Raw genomic sequence first — 24,111 nt, 5'->3', positions numbered from 1 at the left:
ATGGAGGAAACCTATTATAAATCTTCAGGAAAAGCTCCGATTGGGGGAGTCCTATTTGCTATTGTTGCTGGATTATGTGCTTCTGTTATTTTAGCTATTGTTTATATTGCTTTGCAATGGTTTATACCACTTGTGTATTTCAATTTTTTAATCACATTTGGATTAGCATATGGTTTATTTTATGTCATTGATGTTCTTCTAAAGATAGGAAAAGTTAGGAACAGGATGATTGCACTTTTGCTTACTTTGGTCTGTACTTTAGTTGCCTGTTATGCGCAATGGTGCTTATTTGTTTCTTTGATGTTTAATGCGGAAGGTACAATGGGAGGCGATATATGGGTGAAGTCTTCCTTTAATTTGGATGGTTTTTTATACTTTCTATTTCACCCAACGGATACCTTTAGCGGGATTCAAGAATTAAATGCAGTTGGAACTTTTTCTCTACAGAAAAATGTTGTGAGTGGCTGGCCTTTGTGGATTTTATGGGGTATTGAGGCGGCTACCATTATTATCTATCCTATGGTATTAGCCTTTTCGGGTAAGACAACTGAACCTTTTTCTGAGAGGGGTAATGAATGGATGAGAAAAAGGGAACTGGAAAAACAAATTGCTTATATCCAAGATAAGCAGATACTCGAACAGAATTTGCAAAAAAAAGATTTTACAAGCCTACAAACGTATCTTCAAAGTGATGATTTGGGTGCTACGTTTGCAACTGTCACGATTTATGAATCTGACGCTGATAATTATCAATATATTTCAGTGGTTAATCATAAATTGGGCACAAATAAAAAGGGCGATATTGTTGATAATAAGACGAATGTCCTTACATACTTCAAGATCCCTGAACGTAGTCTTTAAAAATAGAAAAAGCGGATTAATCCGCTTTTTCTATTTAATAAGCTGGCCATTCTTTTCTTTCCAATCTTTCATGGAACCACTATAATTTTTAATCTTTTTTATCCCTGCTCTATAAAGGAGTGAAGTGGCTATAGTAGCACGATCTCCTGACTGACAGTGTAAATAAAGTTCTTTGTTGGTGTCAATTTTATGAAGATTTTCGGTTAAAGTTCCCACGAATAAATGTGTTGCATTTGGAAGATGTGCAGTTTTAAATTCATTCTCATTGCGAACATCTAGAATTTGTGCATTAGGATTATTTAAAGCATTATTCATTTCTTCGAAATCAATAATTTTCTGCTTTTCAAGAGGTAAGCCAAGTGTCGTTATTGTTTCGGGAGTGATAAAACCAATCGCCTGATCAATACCTATGCGCATTAGTTTTCGTGTAACGTCTTCTAATTGGTCTTTTGAAACAATGAGTATAAAAGGGTTATTATAATCTAATATCCAGCCAGCCCAATTGCTGAATGCTTTGTTATTTTGAATGTTAATGCTATTTGGGATAAATCCTTTTGCAAACTCTATTTTATGGCGTGTATCAATAACTGTTACATTATTTTGATAATGCGATACAAATTCATTCGTCTCTAATTCTTTGTAATTGGGTACGGATGTTAATAATGGACGCTTGATTTTGTTGAGTTTTTTCATCATTGCAAAATACTTTGGTGGTTCTGGCTGCCCACTTAACAGTTCTTCTACAAACCCCACTTCATTATTTCCAAATTGTAATGCCCAGTTTCTTACTTTTTCATATCCGATAGTTGTACTTGGGACTGCGCCTAAAGCTTTTCCACACGCTGATCCTGCTCCATGTGCAGGCCATACTTGGACGAATTCGGGAAGGTTGGCAAATATTTTCAAGGATTCGAACATTTGATGTGCTCCAATTTCTTTTGTGCCAATAAGTCCTGCCGCATTTTCTAATAGATCTGGACGACCCACATCGCCAACGAAGACAAAATCTCCTGTAAATAACATGACGGGTTCGCTCGTTGCTGGAGTATCGGTTAATAGGAAACTGATACTTTCAGGCGTATGTCCTGGTGTATGTAGTACTTTGAAAATAAGATTCCCTAATTTTATTTCATCTTGATGCTTTAACCCGATATGATCAAAATCATACTGCCACTCTGGCCCTCCTTCATCAGATAGATAGAGTTGAGCTCCTGTTAGCGATGCTAATTCTAATGATCCCGAAAGATAGTCGGCATGAATGTGGGTTTCTGCGATATGAGTTATTTTTAAATTGTTTTTTTCTGCAATTGATAGGTATGTGTCTACATCTCTTTTAGGATCTATCACAATTGCTACGCCTTTGGCTTGACAGCCAATAAGGTAACTTGCATGTGCTAATGATGATTCGAAAATGTGTTGGAAAAACATAATTTATTTCTTTATAAATTTATAAACTGACTGATTTCGGTACCTGCTATGGCAATGCCTATTGCTCCAAGAAAGTATCCAAATACTACTTTTAAATTTTCTGGCTTTAATTTCGTTTTCAATTGGAATCCAATCATCAATCCAATCAGTGTGATTCCTGTAAAGATAATTAATATTGCCCAATTGATTTGATCTAAGTGTCTGAAATTGCTGAGTAGACCGAATGTGGCGTTAATGGTAATAATGAATAGGGATGCCGCCGTGGCTTGTTTAATGTTAATTTTCATTAATAATACGAGTGCGGGTACGATGATAAATCCTCCTCCGGCCCCCACCAATCCAGTTAATAATCCAGTGATAAATCCGATGGTTATTAAATGAGCTATAGTATTGCGTACTCTTCCAGAATTATTATTATTATTATTATTATTATTTCTTTTAAGCATTACAAATGCCGAGACTAAAATCAGTACTGAAAAGAAACTCATAATAATCTGATCTTTCGAGATAGTACTCTGATTGATAGGGATACTATTGGGAATATTTGGAAGTATATATTGCTTCGTAATGTACACCGCTAGCAGCGATGGAAGAATAAATAATGTTGTTGTTTTAAAATCAATTTCTTTTTTGTACACGTGTCCAATGGAGCCTATTAGTGATATTATGCTAATGGTAAATAAAGAATAATCAAGTGCCTGGATGGGCTCTATATGAAATAAGTAAACAAATATAGGTAGTGTTAAAATACTGCCGCCACTGCCCATAATACCCATTGTGAGACCTACAGCTATTGCTAATGTGTATCCGAGAATGAGTGATAATTCCATCATATTATTCCTTTTTTTTCAAAGGTATGGCCTTATTAAATCATAAAAGGTAACATAAGTTACCTTTGAGTGTTTTATTTTATTCATTAAAGTAGCCGGATATTATTCCTTTGCAATAGAATCCTCCCTTGGTTTTCTAATGATTTTAATATGCGCGATACCACTACACGAGATGTATTGAGGTCATTGGCAATTACTTGGTGTGTGATGTCAATGTCTTGTGATTGAATGATTGTTGCTTTTTCTTTTAAGTAGTTCATGATCCGAACGTCCATTTGCAAAAAAGCGATGTTGTCGACGGTTGTTAGCATCTCATTGAGTCGATTGGAGTAGCTCTCCAAAATAAAATTTCTCCAGGATTTATAATGCCCCATCCAGCCATCTAGATATTGATTGGGTATCATAGCAACTATAGTGTCGGTATCAGCAATTGCTCTGATTTCACTTTTTTTTGCCCCAACACAACAAGCTATAGACATGGCGCAAGTATCTCCTTTTTCTAAAAAGTATAATAACAGTTCACCTTCTTTTTTGTCTTCTCGAATAATCTTGATGACGCCATCTAATAGAAGTGGCATAAATTTAATATACTGACCAATGTCTATGATTACTTCGCCTGCTTTAAATTTTTTGACGATGGCAACTTGTTCGATTTCTACGATCAATTCTTTCTCAAAAATTCCAGAAAATGCTTGTTGAACTGTGATCATTTGTTAGTGTTTAATGAGGTAACTTATTTCTTAAAAGGCCATATAACCACGTTCCCAGGAGTGCAAATACCAGTACAATTCCCATCGTCCAATATCCTGCTCCTAGGAGTGTAAACATTGGTCCGGGACATGCGCCGGTGAGCGCCCAGCCTAACCCAAAGATTGTTCCTCCAAGAAGGTAGCGTGTGATACTCCTGTTTTTATCTATGAATTGAATATCTTGGCCACTCGTATCTTTGATATTCTTACGTTTGATTATTTGTACAATTATAATTGCTGTGGTTAAAGCTGTACCAATTATTCCATACATGTGAAATGATCTGAATTGGAACATTTCATATATGCGGTACCAGGAAGCGGCCTCTGACTTATACATGATGATACCAAAGAGTATTCCAATTAATATAAATTTTAACTGTTTCATAAGGATTTAGAAAATAAGTGGGAATATAAATTGAACCATGATGATCCCGCCAATAAAAAAACCGATAACGGCAATCAATGAGGGCAATTGAAAGTTGCTCAATCCGGAGATGGCATGTCCTGACGAGCATCCTCCAGCATAACGGGTCCCAAAACCGATTAATAAGCCACCAATGCTTAAGAGTAAAAATTGAAAAAGTGAGCCATCAAATAGAAACAGACGGTCGGGCATATATCCTTGTAGATTTTCTATAATACCTAACGATTGAAGGTCAAGGACACTTTTGCTGTTAATATCAGGTGTGCTCCCATCACTTAGATAGAAATGCGCTATGAATCCCCCGATTATAGTGCCTAGTACTACTAATAGATTCCAAATCTGTGATTTCCAGTCAAACCGGAAAAAAGAGCTTGTTTTACCTGCCCCTGCTATTGAACACATTGTTCTTAAATTATTGGACATCCCAAAATCTTTGCCCTGTTTTAGTAATAAAAACATGATAAGGGCAATCAATGGACCTGATATATACCAAGGCCATGGTTTTTGAATAATTTCATACATAATAATCAATCCTAATGTGACACAAAGTAAAGGAAGAAAAAAGAGAAAGATTGTAACTTTAGTTACAATCTTTCTCTTTTTATGTATTTGTTACATGTCGTAATATTCTATTTTAATGTCTTTTAGTGATTGACAGAGATTCTTGAGATCATCTTCCGATTCGAATAACTTATTTCTCCAAGCTCTGACGTGCGCTCCGGTTTTTAATTTAATGATGATAAGATTGCCTCCCGATCGTCTTAAATTACGCACATAGTCTATGGTATTGAGCGGTATGATTTTATGAGAAGTGGGATCTTCTATTGTTAGAGATTCATTATCAATAGTCCAAACTGTTGGTTTTCTTGAGCATTTTACGGCAATATACAAGACAAGAGGCAATGAAAATAAGGAGCCCATTATTTTTACTACTTCGGATAAAGGCAGTCTCGATACGATGTAAACAAGAGCTAGGACAAATAGCATCATGAGCAACATATATCTGCCCCGGTGTAATGTTGCAATCTTAAAGCTCAATTTTTCCATGTTATATTTTTAATGCAAAGAAACAGAAACCTGAGCTAAAACAAAAATGAGACAAGTAATTGCCTCATTTTATTATTATTATTCTGTTTCCATCTTTTGGACGAATTTTCCTTTATGGTCGATATAAAAAAAATCTTCTCCATTTTCTGAGACTAAAGATAACCCAGAATCGAACGGAGCTGCGTACTGATATTTAATGGGCGTGACAGGTTTGCCTTTTAAATCAATGAATCCATATTTTTCGGTCTGCATACAAAGCCAGAGATTCTCCCCACCGTTTGTTATAAATTCGAAAGCTGCACTAAGTTTTTTCTCCTGATGGTCAACTAGGTAATATAGTTCTTCTTCTGATATGACAGCTGTTCCATTTTGAAATTCGTGAATGAGTTCAAATTTAGTAGGAATGATTATCTTCCCAGTCCTGTCAATGACACCTGATCCAGTTTTTGTTGTTACGATGGCATGTTCATTGTCGAATTCACGGGCATAGCTGTATAATGCAGGAATAATGATATGAGCATTCGTATCCATAAATCCGTATTGGTCATTTTTTGAAAATAATAATGGACCATCTTCCGTTCTTGCTAAGTGTTCATATTGACATGGGATAACTTCTTTGCCTTCAAGATTTAATAGACCATAGCTATTATTAGAATCTACAGCTACGGCATATCCTGCAATGTATTCGTGAATAATGCTATATTTAGCAGGTGTAACTTGATTGCCATCCTCATCGGAGATACCAATGTATCCGGTGTTTTCGTCAAAATAGGATACTCTGTTTTCATCTAATTGAGTAGGTTCAAATGTGAATTGTTCTTCAGCTTTTTCGATAAGTTCAAAATCAGCAGGGATTTCAAATAATGAAGGATTTATTTCTGATGCTGTAACTTTAAAAGCTTGAATTCCCATTTCATAGGCTGATATGGATAATGCCGCGCCGGGGATCTTCTCTAAATAACCATATTCTCCCCAGTACATTTTTGGGAGAGCTTTCGTATACCAGACTTCAATAATTGGATTTCCTTCTTCTGTTTCAATTGGAAGTGTGATGATGGCTTTGTTACAGTTGTAGCCTGCAATTGATTTGGATTCTCCTGTTATAAATTCAACCTGTAGATCAGCTGTTGAGATGGGGTCTTCAGTATCAGTGACAGTTAATTTTCCTGATAACAGCTCCTCCTCATAATAGTTTTCATTATCGTAATCTAATGTATAGGCTTTGTGTTTGTTAAAGTCAGATATCTGAACTGTTTTATCCATAAATTTATTTTCTACTCGTAGGAAGTCGCGAGTGGAATAAAGATCTGCTACAGATTCTGCCTCTGCAACTCCGCCCATATGGAGAGCAAATTGAATTTTATACATTTTCTCCTGTGCATTGGAGATATTAACAAAAATTAATAGCAGGATAAGTGTTTGAAAGTGTTTACTTTTCATTGTTTTTTCTATGAACTGCGAAATTATGCATTTTCTAAATTCTTTTAAGGGGTAAAGTTTGTTGCTGTGATTTTTTCGTTACAGCATTTCTTCAAATTGCTGTTTTAAATCGTTTCTGTATATTTGAAATTCAACCAAAACTAATTCTTTTACAATTCATGAAGAAGACCGCATTATTAATAGTTCTCTGTGTAGCGAAGGTGCTCGCTTTTGCTCAACAAAAGCCAAATATTGTTATTATCATTTCGGACGATCATTCGTACCAGACAATTGGTGCCTATGGTTCTACCTTGGGACATACGCCAAATATTGACAGAATCGCAACAGCAGGTATCCGTTTTAACAAGGCTTATGTAACGAATTCGATCTGTGGACCGAGTAGAGCTACTTTATTAACGGGAAAATATAGTCATAAAAACGGCTTTAAGGATAATGAAACATCAAACTTTGATCATAGTCAAGATTTGTTTGTTAAAGACTTGCAAAAAGTAGGTTATAAAACGGCCTGGATTGGAAAACAGCACTTAGGTAATGAACCTCAGGGTTTTGATTATTTTAGCGTGTTGGTGGGGCAGGGACATTATTTTAATCCGACTTTTGTGAACGCAAATAATCAAAGAGAGACCGTTAATGGTTATGTGTCTGATATTGTTACGGATAAGGCAACTCACTGGTTGGATTCTTTAGATAAAAGTAATCCATTTTGTCTTGTTATAGGCCACAAGGCTACCCATCGTACCTGGATGCCTGATCCGCAAGATTTTGGCAAAAATGATGAAAAGGAATTTCCTCTTCCTGCAAATTTTTATGATGATTATGAGGGACGATTGTCTGCCGGGGGGCAAGAAATGTCAATTGACAAAGATATGCAGATGGGATATGATCTTAAAATGTATAACTCTGTAGCGGCAATGAAGAAGGAAGGCAATTTTTCCCGTATGAATGACGATCAGTGGCGCAAATACTTAGCCTATTATAAGCCTATCAAAGAGCAACTGGATATGAAACAACTTTCTGGAAAAGCTTTGGCAGAATGGAAATATCGTCGTTATATGATTGATTATTTGAATACTGCTGAATCTATGGACCGTAATATTGGTCGCGTGCTGGATTATTTGAAGGAACATGACTTGGAGAAGAATACAATTGTTATTTATTTGTCGGATCAAGGTTTTTATATGGGCGAGCATGGATGGTTTGATAAACGATTTATGTATGAGGAGTCTTTCAGGACTCCGATGATTGCTAAATTTCCTGAAATGATTGCCAAAGGGACGGTATCCGACGCTCAGATTATGAATGTTGATATTGCTCCAACGTTGCTGCAGTTGGCAGGAGTGAAGAAACCCCAGGAGATGCAAGGTCAATCATTTGTTGATGTGCTCACTGGAAAAGATAAACGGGGACGTCAAAATTTGTACTATCATTATTATGAAAATGGAGAACATGCTGTTTCACCTCATTTTGGTGTGAGCGATGGACATTACAAACTGATCCGTTTTTATAAACGTGTCAATTCTTGGGAGTTATATGATCTTACTCAAGATCCATCTGAAATGAAAAATATTTATACTACTGCTCCCGCAAAGATTGTGAAGGATCTGAAAAAGAAATTAAAACGTGAAATCATGAAAGTGGAGGATCATGATGCATTAACTATCTTTAATAAAAAATTATAATGAAATTGGTAAACCACTATATTATTAGTCTGCTGACTTTAGTTGGCTCTGTTGCTCAGGTAGCGGGACAGCAACAGAAACCTAATGTTGTTCTGATCTATGTTGATGATCTTGGATATGGCGACCTAGGAAGTTATGGCGCTACAAAATTAAATACCCCCAATCTGGATGCTTTGGCTTCGGAAGGAATCAGATTTACAAATGGTCATGCTACGGCAGCGACTTGTACGCCGTCTCGATATTCTCTAATGACGGGCAATTATCCATTCAGACAGACAGGTACAGGTATTTTACCAGGTGATGCTAAATTGATTATTCCTCAGGATAAAATAACGTTACCCAAAGTATTTAAAGATGCGGGGTATCAAACCGCTGTGATTGGGAAATGGCATTTAGGTCTTGGAAATCAAGTGGATAAGGACTGGAATGGGAGTGTCAAACCAGGTCCTTTGGAAGTTGGCTATGATTATTCCTTTATTTTTCCAGCTACTGCCGATCGTGTGCCAACTGTTTTCTTGGAAAATCATCATGTACTTGGTGTTAATAAGGCAGATCCGATAATGGTTTCTTATAACAAAAAAGTAGGTAGTGAGCCTACTGGTAAAGAAAATCCGGAGTTGCTGAAGATGAAAAATTCTCTTAATCATGGTCATGATAATACCATTGTGAATGGCATAGGTAGAATCGGATGGATGTCAGGTGGCAAAGAGGCTAAGTGGGTTGATGAAGAATTAACGTTAACATTTGCAGATAAAGCGATCCGTTTTATACAAGATCATTATCAAAAGCCTTTTTTCCTTACTTATAATGCCACCGAACCACATGTGCCTCGTATGCCTGCGACAATGTTTAAGGGTAAAAGTGGATTGGGTTATCGCGGAGATGCTATACTGCAACTGGATTATACTGTTGGACAACTGGTTAAAACATTAAAAGATAATAACGTATACGAGAATACGATTATTATTTTTTCTAGTGATAATGGACCTGTGCTGGATGATGGTTATGATGACGGTGCTGTTAGTCAGTTAAATGGACATAATCCATTTGGACCTTATAGTGGTGGGAAATATTCTGCATTTGAAGCGGGGACGCGTGTTCCATTTATAATCAGCTGGCCAAAAATGATTAAAAAGGGTACTACATCGGATGCTTTAGTTTGTCAGGTTGATTTATTGAGCAGCTTTGCTTCTTTTCTGAATGTTAAATATCCTAAAGGGGAGGCTGTTGATAGTGAAAATACTTGGGAAAGCTTTATGGGTAAAGATCTGGTAGGAAGACCTTATCTAATAAAAGCATCAGGTACTTTGAGTGTATTAAAGGATAATTACAAATATATTAAGGCTGGTAAGGGCGCAAAAAGAAATAGCCTAGTCAATATTGAGCTTGGAAACGACGAGGTTGATCAATTGTATGATCTGCGCACAGATAAAGGAGAAAAAATCAACATTGCAAAAAATAATCCTGAAAAAGTCAATGAGCTGAAAGCGATTCTTGAAAAGGAAATGAATAAATAATTGACAGGGATTAATTTGATAGCTGGTATAAAAAAACGCATTTTTGCAGGATGTCATTTGCAAAAAAAATAATAGAATGGTATCATGATCATCAGCGTGATCTGCCTTGGCGAAATACAAGGGATGCTTATAAAATATGGTTGTCTGAAATTATTTTACAGCAAACCCGTGTAGAGCAGGGCATGCCTTATTACTTGCGGTTTGTGGATCGATATGCTGATGTTTTAGCTTTTGCTAACGCTTCTGAAGATGATATTTTGCATTTATGGCAGGGACTTGGGTATTACTCCCGTGGCCGAAATATGCATAAGGCTGCAGGAATTGTGCGTGATATGTATCAAGGTGAATTCCCTAAATCGTATGTAGAATTAATTAAACTGCCGGGAGTTGGGGAGTATACTGCAGCGGCGATTTCTTCTTTTTCGAATGATGAACAGCAAGCAGTGTTAGACGGAAATGTTTTTCGTGTTTTATCTCGTTATTTTGGTGTAGAGACGGCTATTAATACTCCTGCGGGTAAAAAAATCTTTACGCAATTGGCAAAGGATAATCTTGATCGAGACTATCCGGCATTGTATAACCAAGCGATTATGGATTTTGGTGCTCTACATTGTAAGCCAAAGGCTCCATTATGTGGTGAATGTGAATTGCAATTGGACTGTTTTGCCTATACGCATGGAATGGTGGCTGATTTACCTGTGAAAATTAAAGCTAAGAAAAGCAGAAATCGTTATTTTCACTACTTTATTATTCAAAAGGACAATGAAATTTTAATGTCTAAGCGTGGCGCATCTGATGTTTGGGAGAATTTGTATGAATTTCCTATGATTGAAACTTCTGAGGCTTTAGAAGGGTTGGAAATAACTGCTCATCCAGAGTTTTTAGCTTTATTTGGGCCAGAAGTTACAATAAGTTTGTTGCAACGGAATAAAAAACATGTTTTAAGCCATCAAAATATTTATGCGACTTTCTATAGCGTGTTAAGCTCTAGGGATTTGGAGCAAAAAAAAGTAAATTGGAATTATGTTTTATTAAAAGATTTGGATAAATTAGCTAAACATAAGCTCATATTTTCTTTTTTAGAAACAGCTAAATTATAACCAAATACCTTAAATATTATGTCAGGAGTCAACAAAGTTATTCTAGTAGGCCATTTAGGCAAAGATCCAGAAATTAGATATTTAGACAATAATGTCTCTGTTGCTAGTTTTCCATTAGCAACATCAGAAAATTTTAATCGAGATGGAAAACGTGTAGAGCAAACGGAGTGGCATACAGTTGTTCTTTGGCGTGGATTGGCGGATGTCGCAGCAAAGTATCTGACAAAAGGAAAGTTAGTTTATATTGAAGGACGCTTAAGAACGCGTTCATATGAAGATAAAGAGGGTATAAGACGTTATTCTACTGAAATTGTAGCTGAGAACTTCACCCTATTAGGAAGGAAATCTGATTTTGAACCTCCTACAGCTCCCCCTGCTCAATCTCATGCAGATAAGATTGAGAATAAGGAGGTTGAAGTCGATTTTACAGAGAATGAGAATGATAGTGATCCATTACCGTTTTAGGTGCTGGAATATATTTCGAAAAAGAGCATCTTTTTTAATGATGCTCTTTTTTTGTGATTATTTTTTTGCTCTTGTTACATAAATTTGAACTTCACTTACGAAAACCCTTTATCTTTTATAATATTTTGGTGTATCTTTGAATAATTATGTTGCAAGATAAAATAACGCAGTATACTGAGGAAATTAAGCAATTTGCTCCAACTTCTTCAGCTGATGTAGAAAATTTCAGATTGAAATTTTTAGTTTCAAAAGGTATTGTTAAAAGTTTGTTTGATGAATTTAAAACTGTTTCTGTAGAAGAGAAGCGTGTTTTGGGTATGGTATTGAACGAGTTTAAACAATTTGCTGAAAAAACATACCAAGAGGCTCACGAAAAATTTGGTGCGAATAAATCACAGGCTCAAAAGAGTGAAGGTGATCTTACTTTACCTGGTCAGGGTTTAAAGTTGGGGTCCCGTCATCCACTGTCTTTGGTACGTAAAGAGATTGTTGAGATTTTTAAGAAATTGGGTTTTATCGTTTCTGAGGGACCTGAAATTGAAGATGACTGGCATAACTTTTCGGCTTTAAATTTTCCGCCGGAACATCCTGCTCGTGATATGCAGGATACTTTCTTTATTAAAAAACAAGAAGGGAATGATATTACATTGCGTACGCATACCTCATCGGTACAGGTTCGTTTAATGGAAGCTGGTAAGCCACCTTTCCGCGCTATTATGCCTGGTCGTGTTTATCGTAATGAAGCGATTTCTGCTCGTGCACACTGTTTCTTCCATCAAGTGGAGGGATTGTATGTGGATGAGAATGTTTCTTTTGCGGATTTGAAGCAAACATTGTTTCACTTTGTGCAGGAATTATATGGTGAAGGTACACAGGTGCGTTTCCGCCCTTCCTACTTTCCGTTTACAGAGCCATCTGCTGAGATGGATATTTCATGTACAATTTGTAAAGGTGCAGGTTGCCAATTGTGTAAATACTCCGGTTGGGTAGAGATCTTAGGTTGCGGTATGGTAGATCCAAACGTTTTAGATAACTGTGGTATCGATAGTAAAAAATACTCTGGCTTTGCTTTCGGTATGGGGATTGAGCGTGTCACCAATTTAAAATATGAGATTAAAGATTTACGATTGTTTTCTGAAAATGATGTGAGGTTTTTATCTCAATTTGAAAGCGAAATCATTTAATGATAGAACGAATAGATTATTTAATCACATTATCTATACTTTTAATCAAGAAATTGATTTTAAAAGGTATAGATAATGTGATTTCTTTTTTCATTAATGCAAATAAATATGTGTTTGATAATGAAATTTTATTGATGAATAATCGTATTTTAAACGTTGTGGTTGCTCGACGTTTGGTTCATGTACTTAAATTTTCAAGATAAATTTATGGAAGCAGATAAAATTATTGAATCTATCAAAAGATCTGCTCGAGAGCTATTTCGTAAGTACGGTTATAATAAAACCAGCGTTAATGAATTGGCAAAAAGAGCTAATATAGCAAAAGCGACATTCTATAAATATTTTGATAGTAAAGAGCTGATTCTTCACGCTATTTTAATGGAGTATATTCAAGAGAATGTGAAGGATATTCTGAAAAAGAACGTCGGAGAAGAGGATTTGGCAGTTTTTCTGGGAAATACAATTTTGAAAGTTAGCCGCCTTACTTATACAGTCTGTAATGAATTTGTAGGTTGGGAATTTATTCGTGAATCTGCTAATGCGCAGGAGTATTTAAAAACGCTCTCCGATGATTTAGAATTTTTATTGCTGAGTTCTTTTATTCAAAATGATACCATTGCAGCTTCTATCTCCGAAAAGAAGCTGACTTTCCTTATTAAGACGAGCAAAAACATTGTATTTTCATTTGCATTTACAGCGGTTACAGAAGCAGATGTGCGTAAAAATTTCATTTCTTTTCAAAAGGAAATTCTTCCTTATTTAGTTCACGCAACTATTCATTAAAATTCTGATCAAAAAAGCGTAATTTTGCGCCAATATGAGAAGAAGAAATTCACAAGAAAGATTAGTTTTCAACGATATCGCGATTATTGATATTGCAGAAGAAGGTAAGGGTGTTGGAAAAACAGATGATTTGGTATTGTTTGTTGAAAAGGCAATTCCAGGTGATGTGGTTGATGTTGAATTGATGCGCAAAAAGAAAAGCTTTGGTGAAGGTCGTATTCAGACCTTGAAGAAAGCATCTGAATATCGTGTTGAACCTTTTTGTGAGCATTTTGGAGTATGCGGTGGTTGCAAATGGCAACATATGACCTATGATGCACAGCTGTTGTTTAAACAGCAGTCTGTAGAAAATGCGCTCACACGTATTGGCAAAGTTGATACTTCTTCAATGGAGCCTATATTGGCATCTGGGCAGACGGAATATTATAGGAATAAATTGGAGTACACTTTTTCTAATAAGAAATGGTTGACGACTTTGGATGATAATGTGGAAGATATGAATATGGATGCTCTAGGTTTCCACGTTCCGGGAAGATTTGATAAGATTCTTAATGTTAGTCATTGCTATTTGCAAGAAGATCCTTCTAATGTATTGCGTAATAGTGTTCGAGAATTTGCTGTCGCAAATGCGCTATCATTTTATGATTTACGTGATCATAGTGGCGTGTTACGTAATTTAATCATTCGTATTTCTTCAACAGGAGAATTGATGGTGATCGTGGTGTTCGCTTATCCAGAAGAAGGACAAGTTGAGCTATTAATGTCTTTCATTAAGGATAAGTTTCCGTCAATAACTTCTCTTCTTTATATTATTAATCAGAAAAAGAATGATACGATTTTTGATCAGGAAATAGAGATTTATAATGGACGCGATTTCATCTATGAGGAAATGGAAGGTCTTAAATTTAAGGTTGGACCAAAATCATTTTATCAAACGAACTCTGCGCAAGCTTATGAACTGTATAAAATAACCCGAGATTTTGCAGGCTTGTCTGGTGATGAACTTGTATATGATTTGTATACAGGCGCCGGTACAATTGCAAATTTTGTTGCTAAATATGCTAAGGAGGTTATTGGTGTTGAATATGTGCCGTCGGCAATTGAAGATGCGAAAATCAATTCGGAAATAAATGGCGTGAAAAACACGAAATTTTATGCAGGAGATATGAAAGATGTGCTAACGGCAAGCTTTATTGCTAAACATGGCAAACCTGATGTAGTCATTACAGATCCCCCTCGTGCTGGTATGCATACCGATGTTGTTGCACGACTATTAGAAATGGAATCTCCAAAAATTGTTTATGTAAGTTGTAATGCGGCGACTCAGGCACGTGATTTGACTTTATTGGCTGAAAAATATGATGTGGTTCGTATTAAACCTGTTGATATGTTTCCGCACACACAGCATGTTGAAAATGTTGTTTTATTAAAATTAAAGGGATAGTTATGGAAATAGAAGAGTGGTTTGGGGCATCGAAAAATAATGAAGATGATAGCCAAAAATCAAGTCCCCTAAAGAGTTTAAAGATCGATTTAGATTATTATAGTGATTCGATTAAGGAGATATCTTTAGAAATTATGGCTGAGGGCTTATCTGCGTATCCAATTTTTATAGCGCACCAACATGTTGTTAATGTCGGTGAATTGATTTTAGATCATGTCGAGCTAAAAACAAACTGGAGTATTAACGCTTCTACATTTGAAGAGCTTGTTGAATCAAATATAATTAAAGAGGATAGGAAAGACGCGTTTATCAAAAAGTTTAAGCGTGCACAGGATTTTATGTGTTTGTTAGTTATTGTTCCTGAAGGTGCAAATTTTGTCTTTTATCCTTATAAATAGGAATTCTTAAATATTTAAACTTTTTTAACAATTGATGTGTCAAACTATTATTACTTTTATTTAAATATGTATAGAAAAATAATTTGCCATATCAGTTTGCTTAGCTTCGTGTTCCTGTTTTTTTTAGGCACAAATGTTCAGGCACAACAAATACAGCGTATCTCAGGGATGGTGTTCGAAAAAGGGACTTCATTGCGTCTTCCGGAGGTGAATGTTCGTAATTTGAGGACAAATAAATCTGTTGTGTCCAATTCATTTGGTGTATTTGTAATTGAAGCATCTATTGGAGATAGTTTATCTTTTTCTAAAATCGGTTACGCTGAGGCGAAAACTTTAATTAGTGATCTTAAAGATTTCTATGTTGAATTGCAATCAGGAATTCGACTAGAGACCGTTATTATAGAACGTAAAACTAAGGAAGCGGAATTAAATGAAGCCATGCGTGACTACGGAAAGAAGGGCGTTTATAATGGTGGTAGTAATAAGTTTGGAACCTACTTGGCCAGCCCGGCCACTGCTCTTTATAACCTTTTTGGGCGTGAGGCTAAAAATGCAAAGCGTTTCAGTCGTTTTCTAGACAGTGAAAAAGAACAGTTGCAGGTGGATAAGGTTTTTTCTAAGGACGCTGTCCGAGAAATAACAAAATTGGATGATAAAGATTTAGATTCTTTTATGCGCATTTATAGGCCATCTCCGAATATGGTTGCAAATTGGCAACATTATGATTTTTTGGAGTATGTACAACGTTCTCTTGCTGATTTTAATAAAAATGGCCGTCCAGAGGGGCTTACTCTTCCAGATATTGAAGTAAAAACACAAGAGAAATAATCCATTCAATTTTCTATCTGTTCACTATTGTCGATATTTTTGTTACTAAAATTGGTCTTTATCGGCTATTATTTATTTTTTGGCATTCGGTTTGTTTCATATAGCTGTGGAATCACACTGGAAATATTATTTAAGATATTATAATTATGAAAATGAATAAGAAGTTAGCTGTTTTTGGTCTTACAGTGGCTACATCAGCAATGTTATTTGGGAGTTGTTCAACAATTCAAAATACAAATAATACCACAAAAGGTGGCGTAATTGGTGGGGTTGCAGGAGGTGCATTAGGAGCTTTAATAGGCAACAAGGCTGGTAGTACCGCTATTGGTACTATTGCTGGTGCTGCTATCGGTGGTGCTGCAGGTGTCTTAATTGGTAAGAAGATGGACAAACAAGCCGCCGAGATCGCTAAAACTGTTGAGGGTGCTGAAGTTACTCAAGCGGGTGAAGGTATCGTGGTTAAATTTGATTCAGGTATTTTATTTGATTTTAATAAATCTGATTTGAAAGCTTCTGCGAGAGAAAATATTAAAAACTTAGTCGCGACTTTAAATAAAGAGCAAGGTACTGATATTTTGGTTATCGGTCATACGGATAACGTTGGATCTTTAGATGCCAATCAAAAAGTTTCTGAAAACCGTGCTAATGCGGTTCGTGCATTTGCAGTTTCTCAAGGTTTAGCTTCTTCTCGTATTCGTACGGAAGGACGAAATTTCTCTGAGCCTTTGGAGAGTAATGATACTGAAGCAGGTCGTGCAGCAAACCGTCGTGTAGAAATTGTTATCGTTGCTGGTAATCAAATGAAACAAGAAGCTAAGAGCCAAGCTCAGTAGGTCTGAAAAATATTTTATATTTAAAAAAGCGCTGATGTATCATCAGCGCTTTTTTGTTGGTTTTTATATTCATTTAGGTGCAATATTAATATGACAAACTGTCATCAATTCAATATTTATTCCTAACTTTGTAGTCTTTGAATTTTGAGCTATGTTAGATTTTGCGCATACAACTAAGGAACACGACGAGACGCGTCAAGGTGAAGCCTTATTGATTGAAAATAATGTTTCCAAAGGTAATGGACGTAAGTTATATATTGAGAGTTATGGTTGTCAAATGAACTTTTCTGATAGTGAAATAGTTGCTTCTATTTTATTGGAGACAGGATTTGAAACAACGAAAAACTATCAAGAGGCAGACGTTGTCTTTATCAATACATGTTCCATTCGTGAGAATGCTGAGCAACGTGTACGTAATCGTTTGAAAGAATTTGAATTTGCTAAGAAAAGCAACCCTGGTATGATCGTGGGTGTGTTGGGATGTATGGCAGAACGATTGAAAGCTAAATTTTTGGAAGAAGAAAAGTTAGTTGATGTTGTTGTTGGTCCTGATGCTTATCGTGATTTGCCAAATTTAATTTCACAGGTGGACGATGGAAATCGTTCTGTTAATGTATTGCTTTCGCGTGAAGAAACATATGCTGATATAAGTCCTGTTCGTTTAAACTCGAACGGTATCACAGCATTTATTTCGATTATGCGCGGATGCGATAATATGTGTTCGTTCTGTGTTGTTCCATTTACCAGAGGTAGAGAACGCAGTCGTGATGCTGCATCTATTGTGAAGGAAGCGCATGATTTGTTCAATGCAGGATATCGTGAGGTTACTTTGTTGGGACAAAACGTTGATTCATATAAATATACTGCCCCTACAATTGAAGGGCAAGAAGCAAGTACTCCTGTTAATTTTGCGAACTTATTAGCATTGGTGGCTGAAGTGAACCCGTTATTACGTGTTCGATTCTCGACATCTCATCCAAAAGATATTACTGATGAGGTGTTGCATACAATGGCAAGCTATGATAACATCTGTAAATACATTCATTTACCTGTACAGTCTGGAAATTCTAGAGTATTAGAATTAATGAACCGTACTTATGATAGAGATTGGTATATCAATCGTATTGATGCAATCAACCGGATTATTCCGGGTTGTGGTATTTCAACAGATATCATTACTGGTTTTTGTACAGAAACGGAAGAAGAGCATCAAGATACAGTGAGCATGATGGATTACGTGAAGTATGATTATGCGTTTATGTTTGCGTATTCGGAACGTCCGGGTACATTAGCTGCTAAACGTTATGCTGATGATATTCCAGAAGAAATTAAGAAAAGTCGTTTAACAGAAATTGTTGCGAAACAAAGAGCACATAGTTTTGAACGTTTACAGCAATTTGTAGGTAAAAACCAACGTGTTTTAATTGAGGGTTTTTCAAAACGCTCGGATAAAGATTTTGCTGGTCGTAATGATCAAAATGCAATGGCTATTTTTCCTGTAGATGAACGTTATCAGGCTGGTGATTACGTTACTGTAATGATCGAGTCTTGTACTTCGGCTACTTTACTGGGTAAAATAGTTGATTAATTAGAATATAATAGAGGTCTTTATTCTTAAATTTAGAGGATGGATAATCAAGATATTAAGAATCGATTTGGGATTATAGGTAACTCACCTTTACTTAATAGGGCTATAGATATTGCCCGTCAAGTGGCTCCTACTGATATTTCAGTTTTGATCCAAGGGGAGAGTGGTAGTGGTAAGGAGGTGTTTTCACATATTATTCATCAATTAAGCGCGCGTAAACACGGTGCTTTTATTGCTGTGAACTGTGGGGCTATTCCTGAAGGAACAATTGATTCGGAATTGTTTGGTCATGAGAAAGGTTCTTTTACTGGGGCACATGAAGCAAGAAAGGGATATTTTGAGGTTGTCGATGGTGGTACTATTTTTTTAGATGAGGTAGGGGAGTTACCTTTAGGTACACAGGCTCGTTTGCTACGTGTTTTAGAGTCTGGTGAATACATCCGTGTGGGTTCTTCTAAGGTTCAGAAAACTAATGTTCGCGTAGTTGCTGCGACAAATGTTGATGTTTTTAATGCTGTACAAAATGGTAAATTTCGAGAAGATCTTTATTACAGATTGAACACTGTTCCCCTTCGTATTCCATCATTACGTGAACGTGCGGAAGACATTTATTTGTTATTTAGAAAGTTTGTTGTCGATTTTTCTGATAAATACCGCTCACCAAGCATACAGCTGACTGACGATGCACAACAACTATTGAAGACATACAGCTGGCCAGGAAATGTGCGCCAGTTGAAAAATATTGCGGAACAAATTGCCGTTCTTGAGAAAGAACGAGTTGTGGATGCGCGAATTTTACAAAATTATCTTCCTTCTGAAAGCCGTTCTACTTTACCAGCAGTAGTTGCTAATCAAAGTGGAAAGGATGATTTTTCAGAGCGCGATCTTTTATATAAGGTTCTTTTTGATATGAAGAAAGATATGGTTGATTTGAAAAAATTGGTTGTTGAATTGATTCAAAATGGAGTTAATCCTTCCACGTTTGATGAAAATTCTCCCTATATTAATCGATTGTATCAAGAGGTTGAACCTAGTGCTGATCGGCTTCAAGATCATTTGGCCGCTTCACAGACATTGACTATACATCAACCTAATGTGCTGAAAAGTAACCCGGGTCAAGATGGATATTTAAATTATGATACACAAGATGCCGAAGAAGTTGAAGAATCGTTATCTTTAACAGAGAAAGAATCCGATTTGATTAAAAAAGCGCTTAAGAAGCATCGTGGTAAACGTAAAGCGGCAGCGCAGGAGTTGGGTATCTCCGAAAGAACTTTGTACAGAAAAATTAAAGACTTAAATTTAGATTTATAATCTCGTTTATGAAGAAGCTTAGATCAAGTTTGCTACCGGGTTTTATCATGATAGCGATGTTGTTTTTTACAACAAGCTGTGGTGTAAAATATGGTTTTACCGGTGGATCTATTCCTGATGGGATGAAAACAGTGAGCGTATTGTACTTTGAGAATATTGCATCAATGGTTTATCCAACCTTAAGTCAGAATTTTACAGAAGCCTTAAAAGAGCGTATACGTAATCAATCGCGGTTGAGTCAGGTTAATGATAATGCTGATGCAACTTTTGAGGGTTTTATCACGGATTATACGATTAGTCCCGCTGCTGTTGAGGCAGGAACGGATCGTGCCGCATTAAATCGCCTTTCAATAACGATTAAAGTAAATTATCATAATAAAATCGTTGAGAAGGACAATTTTGAACAATCTTTCACAAGGTTTAAAGATTTTTCTGGTCAATTGCAATCGGCTCAAGAGGAAACATTAAATAAAGAAATTATTCTAATGTTGACAGAAGATGTTTACAATAAAGCATTTGCTAATTGGTAGTGGTTTGAGATATGGAAAATAGACGAATTTCAGACGATATAAACTTGTTTCATCAAGCGATCAACAATCCGTTATCTCTTTCGGAATCTGATTTGTTGTCCTTGATTGCCAAATTTCCATATGCGCAGTCTCTTCGTTTTGCTTATGAAAGACACCTCTACTTGCTAAATAGGGAAGTTCATAATATTTCTTCGACATTGCTTTATGCTGCTAATCCAAATTGGTTATATGAGTATCTGCATAAAGCTGTTCCTGTTGAATTACCTATTGAAGTTGAATCGGATGATTATATTGCTTTCGAAGATACAATTGATGATGTACAGGAGGATTCAACTGCAGATCTTGATAATGGAAGAGAGGAACTAAATGCTTTGATTCAATCCGGTGTAGCGCATGATTTTTTTCGATTGGAAAAAACCGATGATATTCTGGAGGAGATTAAAGATGATATTTCTAATGAACCAATGTTATCTGTGGAGTCGACCTTTGTCATAGGTCCTGTGGATGAAGAAGTGCGTGAGGAAGAGCGGATCAGTGTGTATGACGATGAGCTGATGCCTTATAGTTTTTTATGGTGGTTACATAAAACTCGTTTAGAGCATGCAGATACTTACCAGCCATTTTTGAAGGCCCCAAATTATCATGCCCATTCTGCAGAACAGCATGTGACTCGGTTTAAACAGACGATTGATGCTCAAGTTTTGGATCAACAGATTAAGGAGAATATTTTTCATCTACAGTCTCCTGAGGTTAAGTTAAGTGAGGAATTTAAAAATACGGTACCATTTCAGGTAGAGAAGAAAAATACGGATCATCTGATCGAACGATTTATCAAAGAGGATCCGCAGATAAAACCTCCTCCTGCTGATAAGATTAATCTGGAAAATAAAGCAAGGAAAAGTTCGGAAGATCAGTATTCGCTGGTGACTGAAACTTTGGCCCGAATTTATATCGAACAAGGATTATATCCTAAGGCTATAGAGGTTTACAAAAAATTAGTTTTGAAATATCCAGAAAAAAATGCGTACTTTGCGTCGGAAATTTTAAATTTAGAAAAGAAATTAACTTAATACATATAGAGAAATGCAAGGAATATTAATTGCTCTTATAATTTTGGCAAGTATTTTATTATCATTTTTAGTTTTAATACAAAATCCAAAAGGAGGTGGTTTATCATCAGGATTTGCTGGTGGAACTAATATTATGGGTGTAAAACGTACAGGTGACTTTTTAGAAAAAGGTTCTTGGGGATTAGTGATTGCGATCATGGTTTTTTGTTTAGCATTTAATATCGTAGCTCCAACTACAACAGCTACTGTGGGTGGTGGTTTGGGTAATCAAATTGAAACTCCTGCACAAACTAGTCCATTGAATTTAAATAATACACAACAACCTGCTCCAGCTCAACAAGCTCCGGCACAGAAAACTGTAACAGATTCAACTAAATAGGTTGTTGTATAGAAATTGAAAGCCCCCAAGTAATTGGGGGCTTTTTTTGTATTGTCAGTTTTGTAGCGTGACAGCCTGACAGAATGTGAATGAAATCTGCCAGTGCCTTGTTTTTTCGATGCAAATTTGTCTCAAAAGTCTGCTCTTGGCTCTTTGGCATAATTGCTGATGACATTTAGATATAATTGAAATAGAACTAAAAATAAAATATATTATGGCATTAAACATTAAACCTATCGGTGACAGAGTAGTAGTTGAAGCTGCTCAGGCAGAAGAAAAAACAGCTTCAGGATTATACATCCCTGATACAGCAAAAGAAAAACCATCACAAGGAATCGTTGTAGCAGTTGGAACGGGTAAAGTTGACGAACCTTTGACTGTTAAAGTTGGTGATAAAGTTTTATATGGTAAATATGCTGGAACTGAAATTACTGTTGAAGGTAAAGAGTATTTAATTATGCGTGAGGCTGATATTTACGCGGTTATTTAATTTTTTTATATAGTATCCAAATGTAAATAAATTTGGTCTCTTCTGGGATCAAGTGAAAATTTCAAAAATTTAAAGATAATGGCAAAACAAGTAAAATATAACGTTGAAGCTCGTGAAGCACTTAAAAAGGGTGTTGACACATTGGCAAATGCAGTAAAGGTAACTTTGGGTCCTAAAGGACGTAATGTAATCATTGAAAAAAAATTCGGTTCTCCGGTTATCACTAAAGATGGTGTTACTGTTGCTAAAGAAATCGAATTGAAAGATGCCTTAGAAAATATGGGCGCTCAGATGGTGAAAGAAGTTGCTTCTAAAACTGCTGATCAAGCAGGTGACGGTACAACTACTGCAACTGTTTTGGCTCAGGCTATCGTAGCTCCAGGTATTAAATCTGTAGCAGCAGGTGCTAATCCAATGGATTTGAAACGTGGTATTGATAAAGCTGTAGCAGCAGTTGTTGCGAATTTAAAATCGCAATCTCAAACTGTTGGTCAAGACAATAATAAAATCAAACAAGTAGCATCAATTTCTGCAAATAATGACGAAGTTATCGGAGCTTTAATTGCGCAAGCAATGGAAAAAGTAGGTAATGATGGTGTTATTACTGTAGAAGAAGCAAAAGGTACTGAAACTGAAGTTAAAACAGTAGAAGGTATGCAATTTGACCGTGGTTACTTATCTCCATATTTTGTTACAAACTCTGATAAAATGGAAGCGGAACTTGAAAATCCGTACATTTTAATCTATGACAAAAAAATCAGTAACATGAAAGAGTTGTTGCCGATTTTAGAAAAACAAGTACAAACTGGCAAACCATTAATCATTATTGCAGAAGATTTAGATGGTGAGGCATTAGCTACTTTAGTTGTTAATAAAATCCGTGGTTCACTGAAAGTTGCAGCAGTGAAAGCTCCAGGGTTTGGTGACCGTCGTAAAGCAATGTTAGAGGATATTGCTATCTTAACTGGTGGTACAGTGATTTCTGAAGAAAGAGGTTTCAAATTAGAAAATGCTGAATTATCTTACTTAGGTCAAGCAGAAAAAGTTGTTGTTGATAAAGATAATACAACAATCATTAATGGTGCCGGTAATGCTGAAGATATTAAATCTCGTGTTGCTCAAATCCGTTCTCAAATCGAAACAACTACTTCTGATTATGATCGTGAGAAATTACAAGAGCGTTTAGCTAAATTATCAGGTGGTGTTGCTGTTCTTTATGTAGGTGCTACTACTGAAGTAGAAATGAAAGAGAAGAAAGATCGCGTTGATGATGCTTTACATGCAACTCGTGCAGCTGTTGAAGAAGGTATCGTTGCAGGTGGTGGTGTTGCTTTCATTCGTGCTACTGACGCTTTAAAAGGATTAAAAGGTGCTAATGAAGATGAGACTATCGGTATCGAGATCATCAGACGTGCTATCGAGGAACCTTTACGTCAGATCTGTTTCAATGCTGGTATTGAAGGTGCTGTTATCGTTCAGAAAGTGAAAGAAGGTACAGGGGACTTCGGTTACAATGCTCGTACTGATGTATTCGAAAACCTAATTGGTGCTGGTGTTATCGATCCAACTAAAGTTTCTCGTGTAGCTTTAGAGAATGCAGCTTCTATCGCTTCTATGTTGTTAACAACTGAATGTGTATTAGCTGATGAGCCAGAAGAAAATAATGGTGCTGGTGCTCCTCCAATGGGTGGTGGCATGGGCGGAATGATGTAAGATCATTCTTCTTTACT

The 24,111-nt window shown here is 36.2% G+C and carries 25 protein-coding genes; 18 read left to right on the top strand and 7 right to left on the bottom strand.

Translation table 11 applies throughout. The annotated features are described in order from the left end of the window. A complete protein-coding gene (locus tag JAZ75_RS05430) occupies positions 1-861 on the top strand; it encodes a hypothetical protein (RefSeq protein WP_208700474.1) in 861 nt (286 codons plus the stop codon). Positions 862-891: 30 nt separating this feature from the next. Here the strand turns inward: JAZ75_RS05430 and JAZ75_RS05425 are convergent, their stop codons facing one another. The 7 genes from JAZ75_RS05425 to JAZ75_RS05395 form a co-directional block, all read right to left on the bottom strand. Next, on the bottom strand, positions 892-2,289 hold the full coding sequence (locus JAZ75_RS05425; protein ID WP_208700472.1) for an MBL fold metallo-hydrolase: 1,398 nt from the start codon (positions 2,287-2,289) through the stop codon (positions 892-894). A gap of 11 nt (positions 2,290-2,300) precedes the next feature. After that, the gene (locus JAZ75_RS05420) at positions 2,301-3,122 is read right to left on the bottom strand and encodes a sulfite exporter TauE/SafE family protein (RefSeq protein ID WP_208700470.1); all 822 of its coding nucleotides are present in this window, start codon (positions 3,120-3,122) and stop codon (positions 2,301-2,303) included. 83 nt (positions 3,123-3,205) lie between these two features. Continuing rightward, complete coding sequence (locus JAZ75_RS05415; RefSeq protein WP_021192211.1) at positions 3,206-3,829, bottom strand: Crp/Fnr family transcriptional regulator; 624 nt, start codon at positions 3,827-3,829, stop codon at positions 3,206-3,208. A gap of 10 nt (positions 3,830-3,839) precedes the next feature. Beyond that, positions 3,840-4,253: a DUF6691 family protein gene (locus tag JAZ75_RS05410; protein WP_021192210.1), complete on the bottom strand. Its 414-nt coding sequence runs from the start codon at positions 4,251-4,253 to the stop codon at positions 3,840-3,842. Between the two features lie 6 nt (positions 4,254-4,259). Then, positions 4,260-4,814, bottom strand: a complete 555-nt coding sequence (locus tag JAZ75_RS05405; RefSeq protein WP_021192209.1) for a YeeE/YedE family protein — start codon at positions 4,812-4,814, stop codon at positions 4,260-4,262. A gap of 90 nt (positions 4,815-4,904) precedes the next feature. Further along, positions 4,905-5,339 (bottom strand): hypothetical protein, encoded by a 435-nt coding sequence (locus JAZ75_RS05400; protein WP_208700468.1) that lies wholly within the window; start codon positions 5,337-5,339, stop codon positions 4,905-4,907. Positions 5,340-5,417: 78 nt separating this feature from the next. Continuing rightward, on the bottom strand, positions 5,418-6,779 hold the full coding sequence (locus JAZ75_RS05395; RefSeq protein ID WP_208700466.1) for a WG repeat-containing protein: 1,362 nt from the start codon (positions 6,777-6,779) through the stop codon (positions 5,418-5,420). A gap of 158 nt (positions 6,780-6,937) precedes the next feature. Here JAZ75_RS05395 and JAZ75_RS05390 point away from each other — a divergent pair, with 158 nt between their 5' ends. The 17 genes from JAZ75_RS05390 (at position 6,938) to groL (ending at position 24,094) form a co-directional block, all read left to right on the top strand. Beyond that, entirely contained in the window at positions 6,938-8,458 is a 1,521-nt protein-coding gene (locus JAZ75_RS05390; protein WP_132843518.1) for a sulfatase, read from the top strand. Next, a complete protein-coding gene (locus tag JAZ75_RS05385) occupies positions 8,458-9,975 on the top strand; it encodes a sulfatase family protein (protein WP_208700464.1) in 1,518 nt (505 codons plus the stop codon). Before JAZ75_RS05390 ends, JAZ75_RS05385 begins: the two co-directional genes overlap by 1 nt. Positions 9,976-10,025: 50 nt before the next feature. Further along, positions 10,026-11,075 (top strand): A/G-specific adenine glycosylase, encoded by a 1,050-nt coding sequence (mutY, locus tag JAZ75_RS05380; RefSeq protein ID WP_208700463.1) that lies wholly within the window; start codon positions 10,026-10,028, stop codon positions 11,073-11,075. Between the two features lie 18 nt (positions 11,076-11,093). After that, positions 11,094-11,540, top strand: a complete 447-nt coding sequence (locus JAZ75_RS05375) for a single-stranded DNA-binding protein (RefSeq protein WP_021192203.1) — start codon at positions 11,094-11,096, stop codon at positions 11,538-11,540. Between the two features lie 146 nt (positions 11,541-11,686). Beyond that, positions 11,687-12,724, top strand: a complete 1,038-nt coding sequence (gene pheS, locus JAZ75_RS05370) for a phenylalanine--tRNA ligase subunit alpha (protein ID WP_132771591.1) — start codon at positions 11,687-11,689, stop codon at positions 12,722-12,724. A 207-nt stretch (positions 12,725-12,931) separates the two neighbouring features. Then, positions 12,932-13,507: a TetR/AcrR family transcriptional regulator gene (locus JAZ75_RS05365; RefSeq protein WP_031289705.1), complete on the top strand. Its 576-nt coding sequence runs from the start codon at positions 12,932-12,934 to the stop codon at positions 13,505-13,507. Positions 13,508-13,541: 34 nt separating this feature from the next. Further along, complete coding sequence (rlmD, locus tag JAZ75_RS05360) at positions 13,542-14,951, top strand: 23S rRNA (uracil(1939)-C(5))-methyltransferase RlmD (RefSeq protein WP_168127910.1); 1,410 nt, start codon at positions 13,542-13,544, stop codon at positions 14,949-14,951. 2 nt (positions 14,952-14,953) lie between these two features. Then, on the top strand, positions 14,954-15,349 hold the full coding sequence (locus JAZ75_RS05355; protein ID WP_021192201.1) for a hypothetical protein: 396 nt from the start codon (positions 14,954-14,956) through the stop codon (positions 15,347-15,349). 66 nt (positions 15,350-15,415) lie between these two features. Then, a complete protein-coding gene (locus tag JAZ75_RS05350) occupies positions 15,416-16,177 on the top strand; it encodes a hypothetical protein (RefSeq protein WP_132771589.1) in 762 nt (253 codons plus the stop codon). A 152-nt stretch (positions 16,178-16,329) separates the two neighbouring features. After that, the gene (locus JAZ75_RS05345) at positions 16,330-17,010 is read left to right on the top strand and encodes an OmpA family protein (RefSeq protein WP_231577295.1); all 681 of its coding nucleotides are present in this window, start codon (positions 16,330-16,332) and stop codon (positions 17,008-17,010) included. A gap of 151 nt (positions 17,011-17,161) precedes the next feature. Further along, positions 17,162-18,598, top strand: a complete 1,437-nt coding sequence (gene miaB / locus JAZ75_RS05340) for a tRNA (N6-isopentenyl adenosine(37)-C2)-methylthiotransferase MiaB (RefSeq protein WP_208700461.1) — start codon at positions 17,162-17,164, stop codon at positions 18,596-18,598. A gap of 39 nt (positions 18,599-18,637) precedes the next feature. Next, positions 18,638-19,912, top strand: a complete 1,275-nt coding sequence (locus tag JAZ75_RS05335) for a sigma-54 interaction domain-containing protein (RefSeq protein WP_021192197.1) — start codon at positions 18,638-18,640, stop codon at positions 19,910-19,912. Between the two features lie 8 nt (positions 19,913-19,920). Further along, on the top strand, positions 19,921-20,442 hold the full coding sequence (locus JAZ75_RS05330; RefSeq protein WP_132771586.1) for an LptE family protein: 522 nt from the start codon (positions 19,921-19,923) through the stop codon (positions 20,440-20,442). An 11-nt stretch (positions 20,443-20,453) separates the two neighbouring features. Next, on the top strand, positions 20,454-21,512 hold the full coding sequence (locus JAZ75_RS05325; RefSeq protein ID WP_132771585.1) for a tetratricopeptide repeat protein: 1,059 nt from the start codon (positions 20,454-20,456) through the stop codon (positions 21,510-21,512). 13 nt (positions 21,513-21,525) lie between these two features. After that, positions 21,526-21,891, top strand: a complete 366-nt coding sequence (gene secG, locus JAZ75_RS05320; RefSeq protein WP_132771584.1) for a preprotein translocase subunit SecG — start codon at positions 21,526-21,528, stop codon at positions 21,889-21,891. A 214-nt stretch (positions 21,892-22,105) separates the two neighbouring features. After that, positions 22,106-22,381, top strand: coding sequence for a co-chaperone GroES (gene groES / locus JAZ75_RS05315; protein ID WP_021192191.1), 276 nt, complete (start codon positions 22,106-22,108; stop codon positions 22,379-22,381). Positions 22,382-22,456: 75 nt separating this feature from the next. Beyond that, positions 22,457-24,094, top strand: a complete 1,638-nt coding sequence (gene groL, locus JAZ75_RS05310) for a chaperonin GroEL (protein WP_207898652.1) — start codon at positions 22,457-22,459, stop codon at positions 24,092-24,094. Positions 24,095-24,111: the final 17 nt, after the last annotated feature.

It is taken from the genome of Sphingobacterium sp. UDSM-2020, assembly GCF_016132525.1.
Taxonomy (GTDB): Bacteria; Bacteroidota; Bacteroidia; order Sphingobacteriales; family Sphingobacteriaceae; genus Sphingobacterium; species Sphingobacterium anhuiense.
Note: the sequence above shows the minus strand (reverse complement) of the source record. Positions and strands in the feature narration are given on the sequence as shown.

Excerpts from the sequence above, each read along its gene's own strand:
- secG (WP_132771584.1), top strand. The coding sequence starts at position 21,526 with ATGCAAGGAATATTAATTGCTCTTATAATTTTGGCAAGTATTTTATTA.
- JAZ75_RS05425 (WP_208700472.1), bottom strand. The coding sequence starts at position 2,289 with ATGTTTTTCCAACACATTTTCGAATCATCATTAGCACATGCAAGTTAC.
- JAZ75_RS05405 (WP_021192209.1), bottom strand. The coding sequence starts at position 4,814 with ATGTATGAAATTATTCAAAAACCATGGCCTTGGTATATATCAGGTCCA.
- pheS (WP_132771591.1), top strand. The coding sequence starts at position 11,687 with ATGTTGCAAGATAAAATAACGCAGTATACTGAGGAAATTAAGCAATTT.
- JAZ75_RS05355 (WP_021192201.1), top strand. The coding sequence starts at position 14,954 with ATGGAAATAGAAGAGTGGTTTGGGGCATCGAAAAATAATGAAGATGAT.
- JAZ75_RS05430 (WP_208700474.1), top strand. The coding sequence starts at position 1 with ATGGAGGAAACCTATTATAAATCTTCAGGAAAAGCTCCGATTGGGGGA.
- JAZ75_RS05385 (WP_208700464.1), top strand. The coding sequence starts at position 8,458 with ATGAAATTGGTAAACCACTATATTATTAGTCTGCTGACTTTAGTTGGC.
- JAZ75_RS05345 (WP_231577295.1), top strand. The coding sequence starts at position 16,330 with ATGAATAAGAAGTTAGCTGTTTTTGGTCTTACAGTGGCTACATCAGCA.
- JAZ75_RS05375 (WP_021192203.1), top strand. The coding sequence starts at position 11,094 with ATGTCAGGAGTCAACAAAGTTATTCTAGTAGGCCATTTAGGCAAAGAT.
- JAZ75_RS05330 (WP_132771586.1), top strand. The coding sequence starts at position 19,921 with ATGAAGAAGCTTAGATCAAGTTTGCTACCGGGTTTTATCATGATAGCG.
- rlmD (WP_168127910.1), top strand. The coding sequence starts at position 13,542 with ATGAGAAGAAGAAATTCACAAGAAAGATTAGTTTTCAACGATATCGCG.
- JAZ75_RS05395 (WP_208700466.1), bottom strand. The coding sequence starts at position 6,779 with ATGAAAAGTAAACACTTTCAAACACTTATCCTGCTATTAATTTTTGTT.
- JAZ75_RS05350 (WP_132771589.1), top strand. The coding sequence starts at position 15,416 with ATGTATAGAAAAATAATTTGCCATATCAGTTTGCTTAGCTTCGTGTTC.
- JAZ75_RS05420 (WP_208700470.1), bottom strand. The coding sequence starts at position 3,122 with ATGATGGAATTATCACTCATTCTCGGATACACATTAGCAATAGCTGTA.
- JAZ75_RS05400 (WP_208700468.1), bottom strand. The coding sequence starts at position 5,339 with ATGGAAAAATTGAGCTTTAAGATTGCAACATTACACCGGGGCAGATAT.
- JAZ75_RS05390 (WP_132843518.1), top strand. The coding sequence starts at position 6,938 with ATGAAGAAGACCGCATTATTAATAGTTCTCTGTGTAGCGAAGGTGCTC.
- JAZ75_RS05365 (WP_031289705.1), top strand. The coding sequence starts at position 12,932 with ATGGAAGCAGATAAAATTATTGAATCTATCAAAAGATCTGCTCGAGAG.
- JAZ75_RS05410 (WP_021192210.1), bottom strand. The coding sequence starts at position 4,253 with ATGAAACAGTTAAAATTTATATTAATTGGAATACTCTTTGGTATCATC.
- JAZ75_RS05415 (WP_021192211.1), bottom strand. The coding sequence starts at position 3,829 with ATGATCACAGTTCAACAAGCATTTTCTGGAATTTTTGAGAAAGAATTG.
- miaB (WP_208700461.1), top strand. The coding sequence starts at position 17,162 with ATGTTAGATTTTGCGCATACAACTAAGGAACACGACGAGACGCGTCAA.
- groES (WP_021192191.1), top strand. The coding sequence starts at position 22,106 with ATGGCATTAAACATTAAACCTATCGGTGACAGAGTAGTAGTTGAAGCT.
- JAZ75_RS05325 (WP_132771585.1), top strand. The coding sequence starts at position 20,454 with ATGGAAAATAGACGAATTTCAGACGATATAAACTTGTTTCATCAAGCG.
- mutY (WP_208700463.1), top strand. The coding sequence starts at position 10,026 with ATGTCATTTGCAAAAAAAATAATAGAATGGTATCATGATCATCAGCGT.
- JAZ75_RS05335 (WP_021192197.1), top strand. The coding sequence starts at position 18,638 with ATGGATAATCAAGATATTAAGAATCGATTTGGGATTATAGGTAACTCA.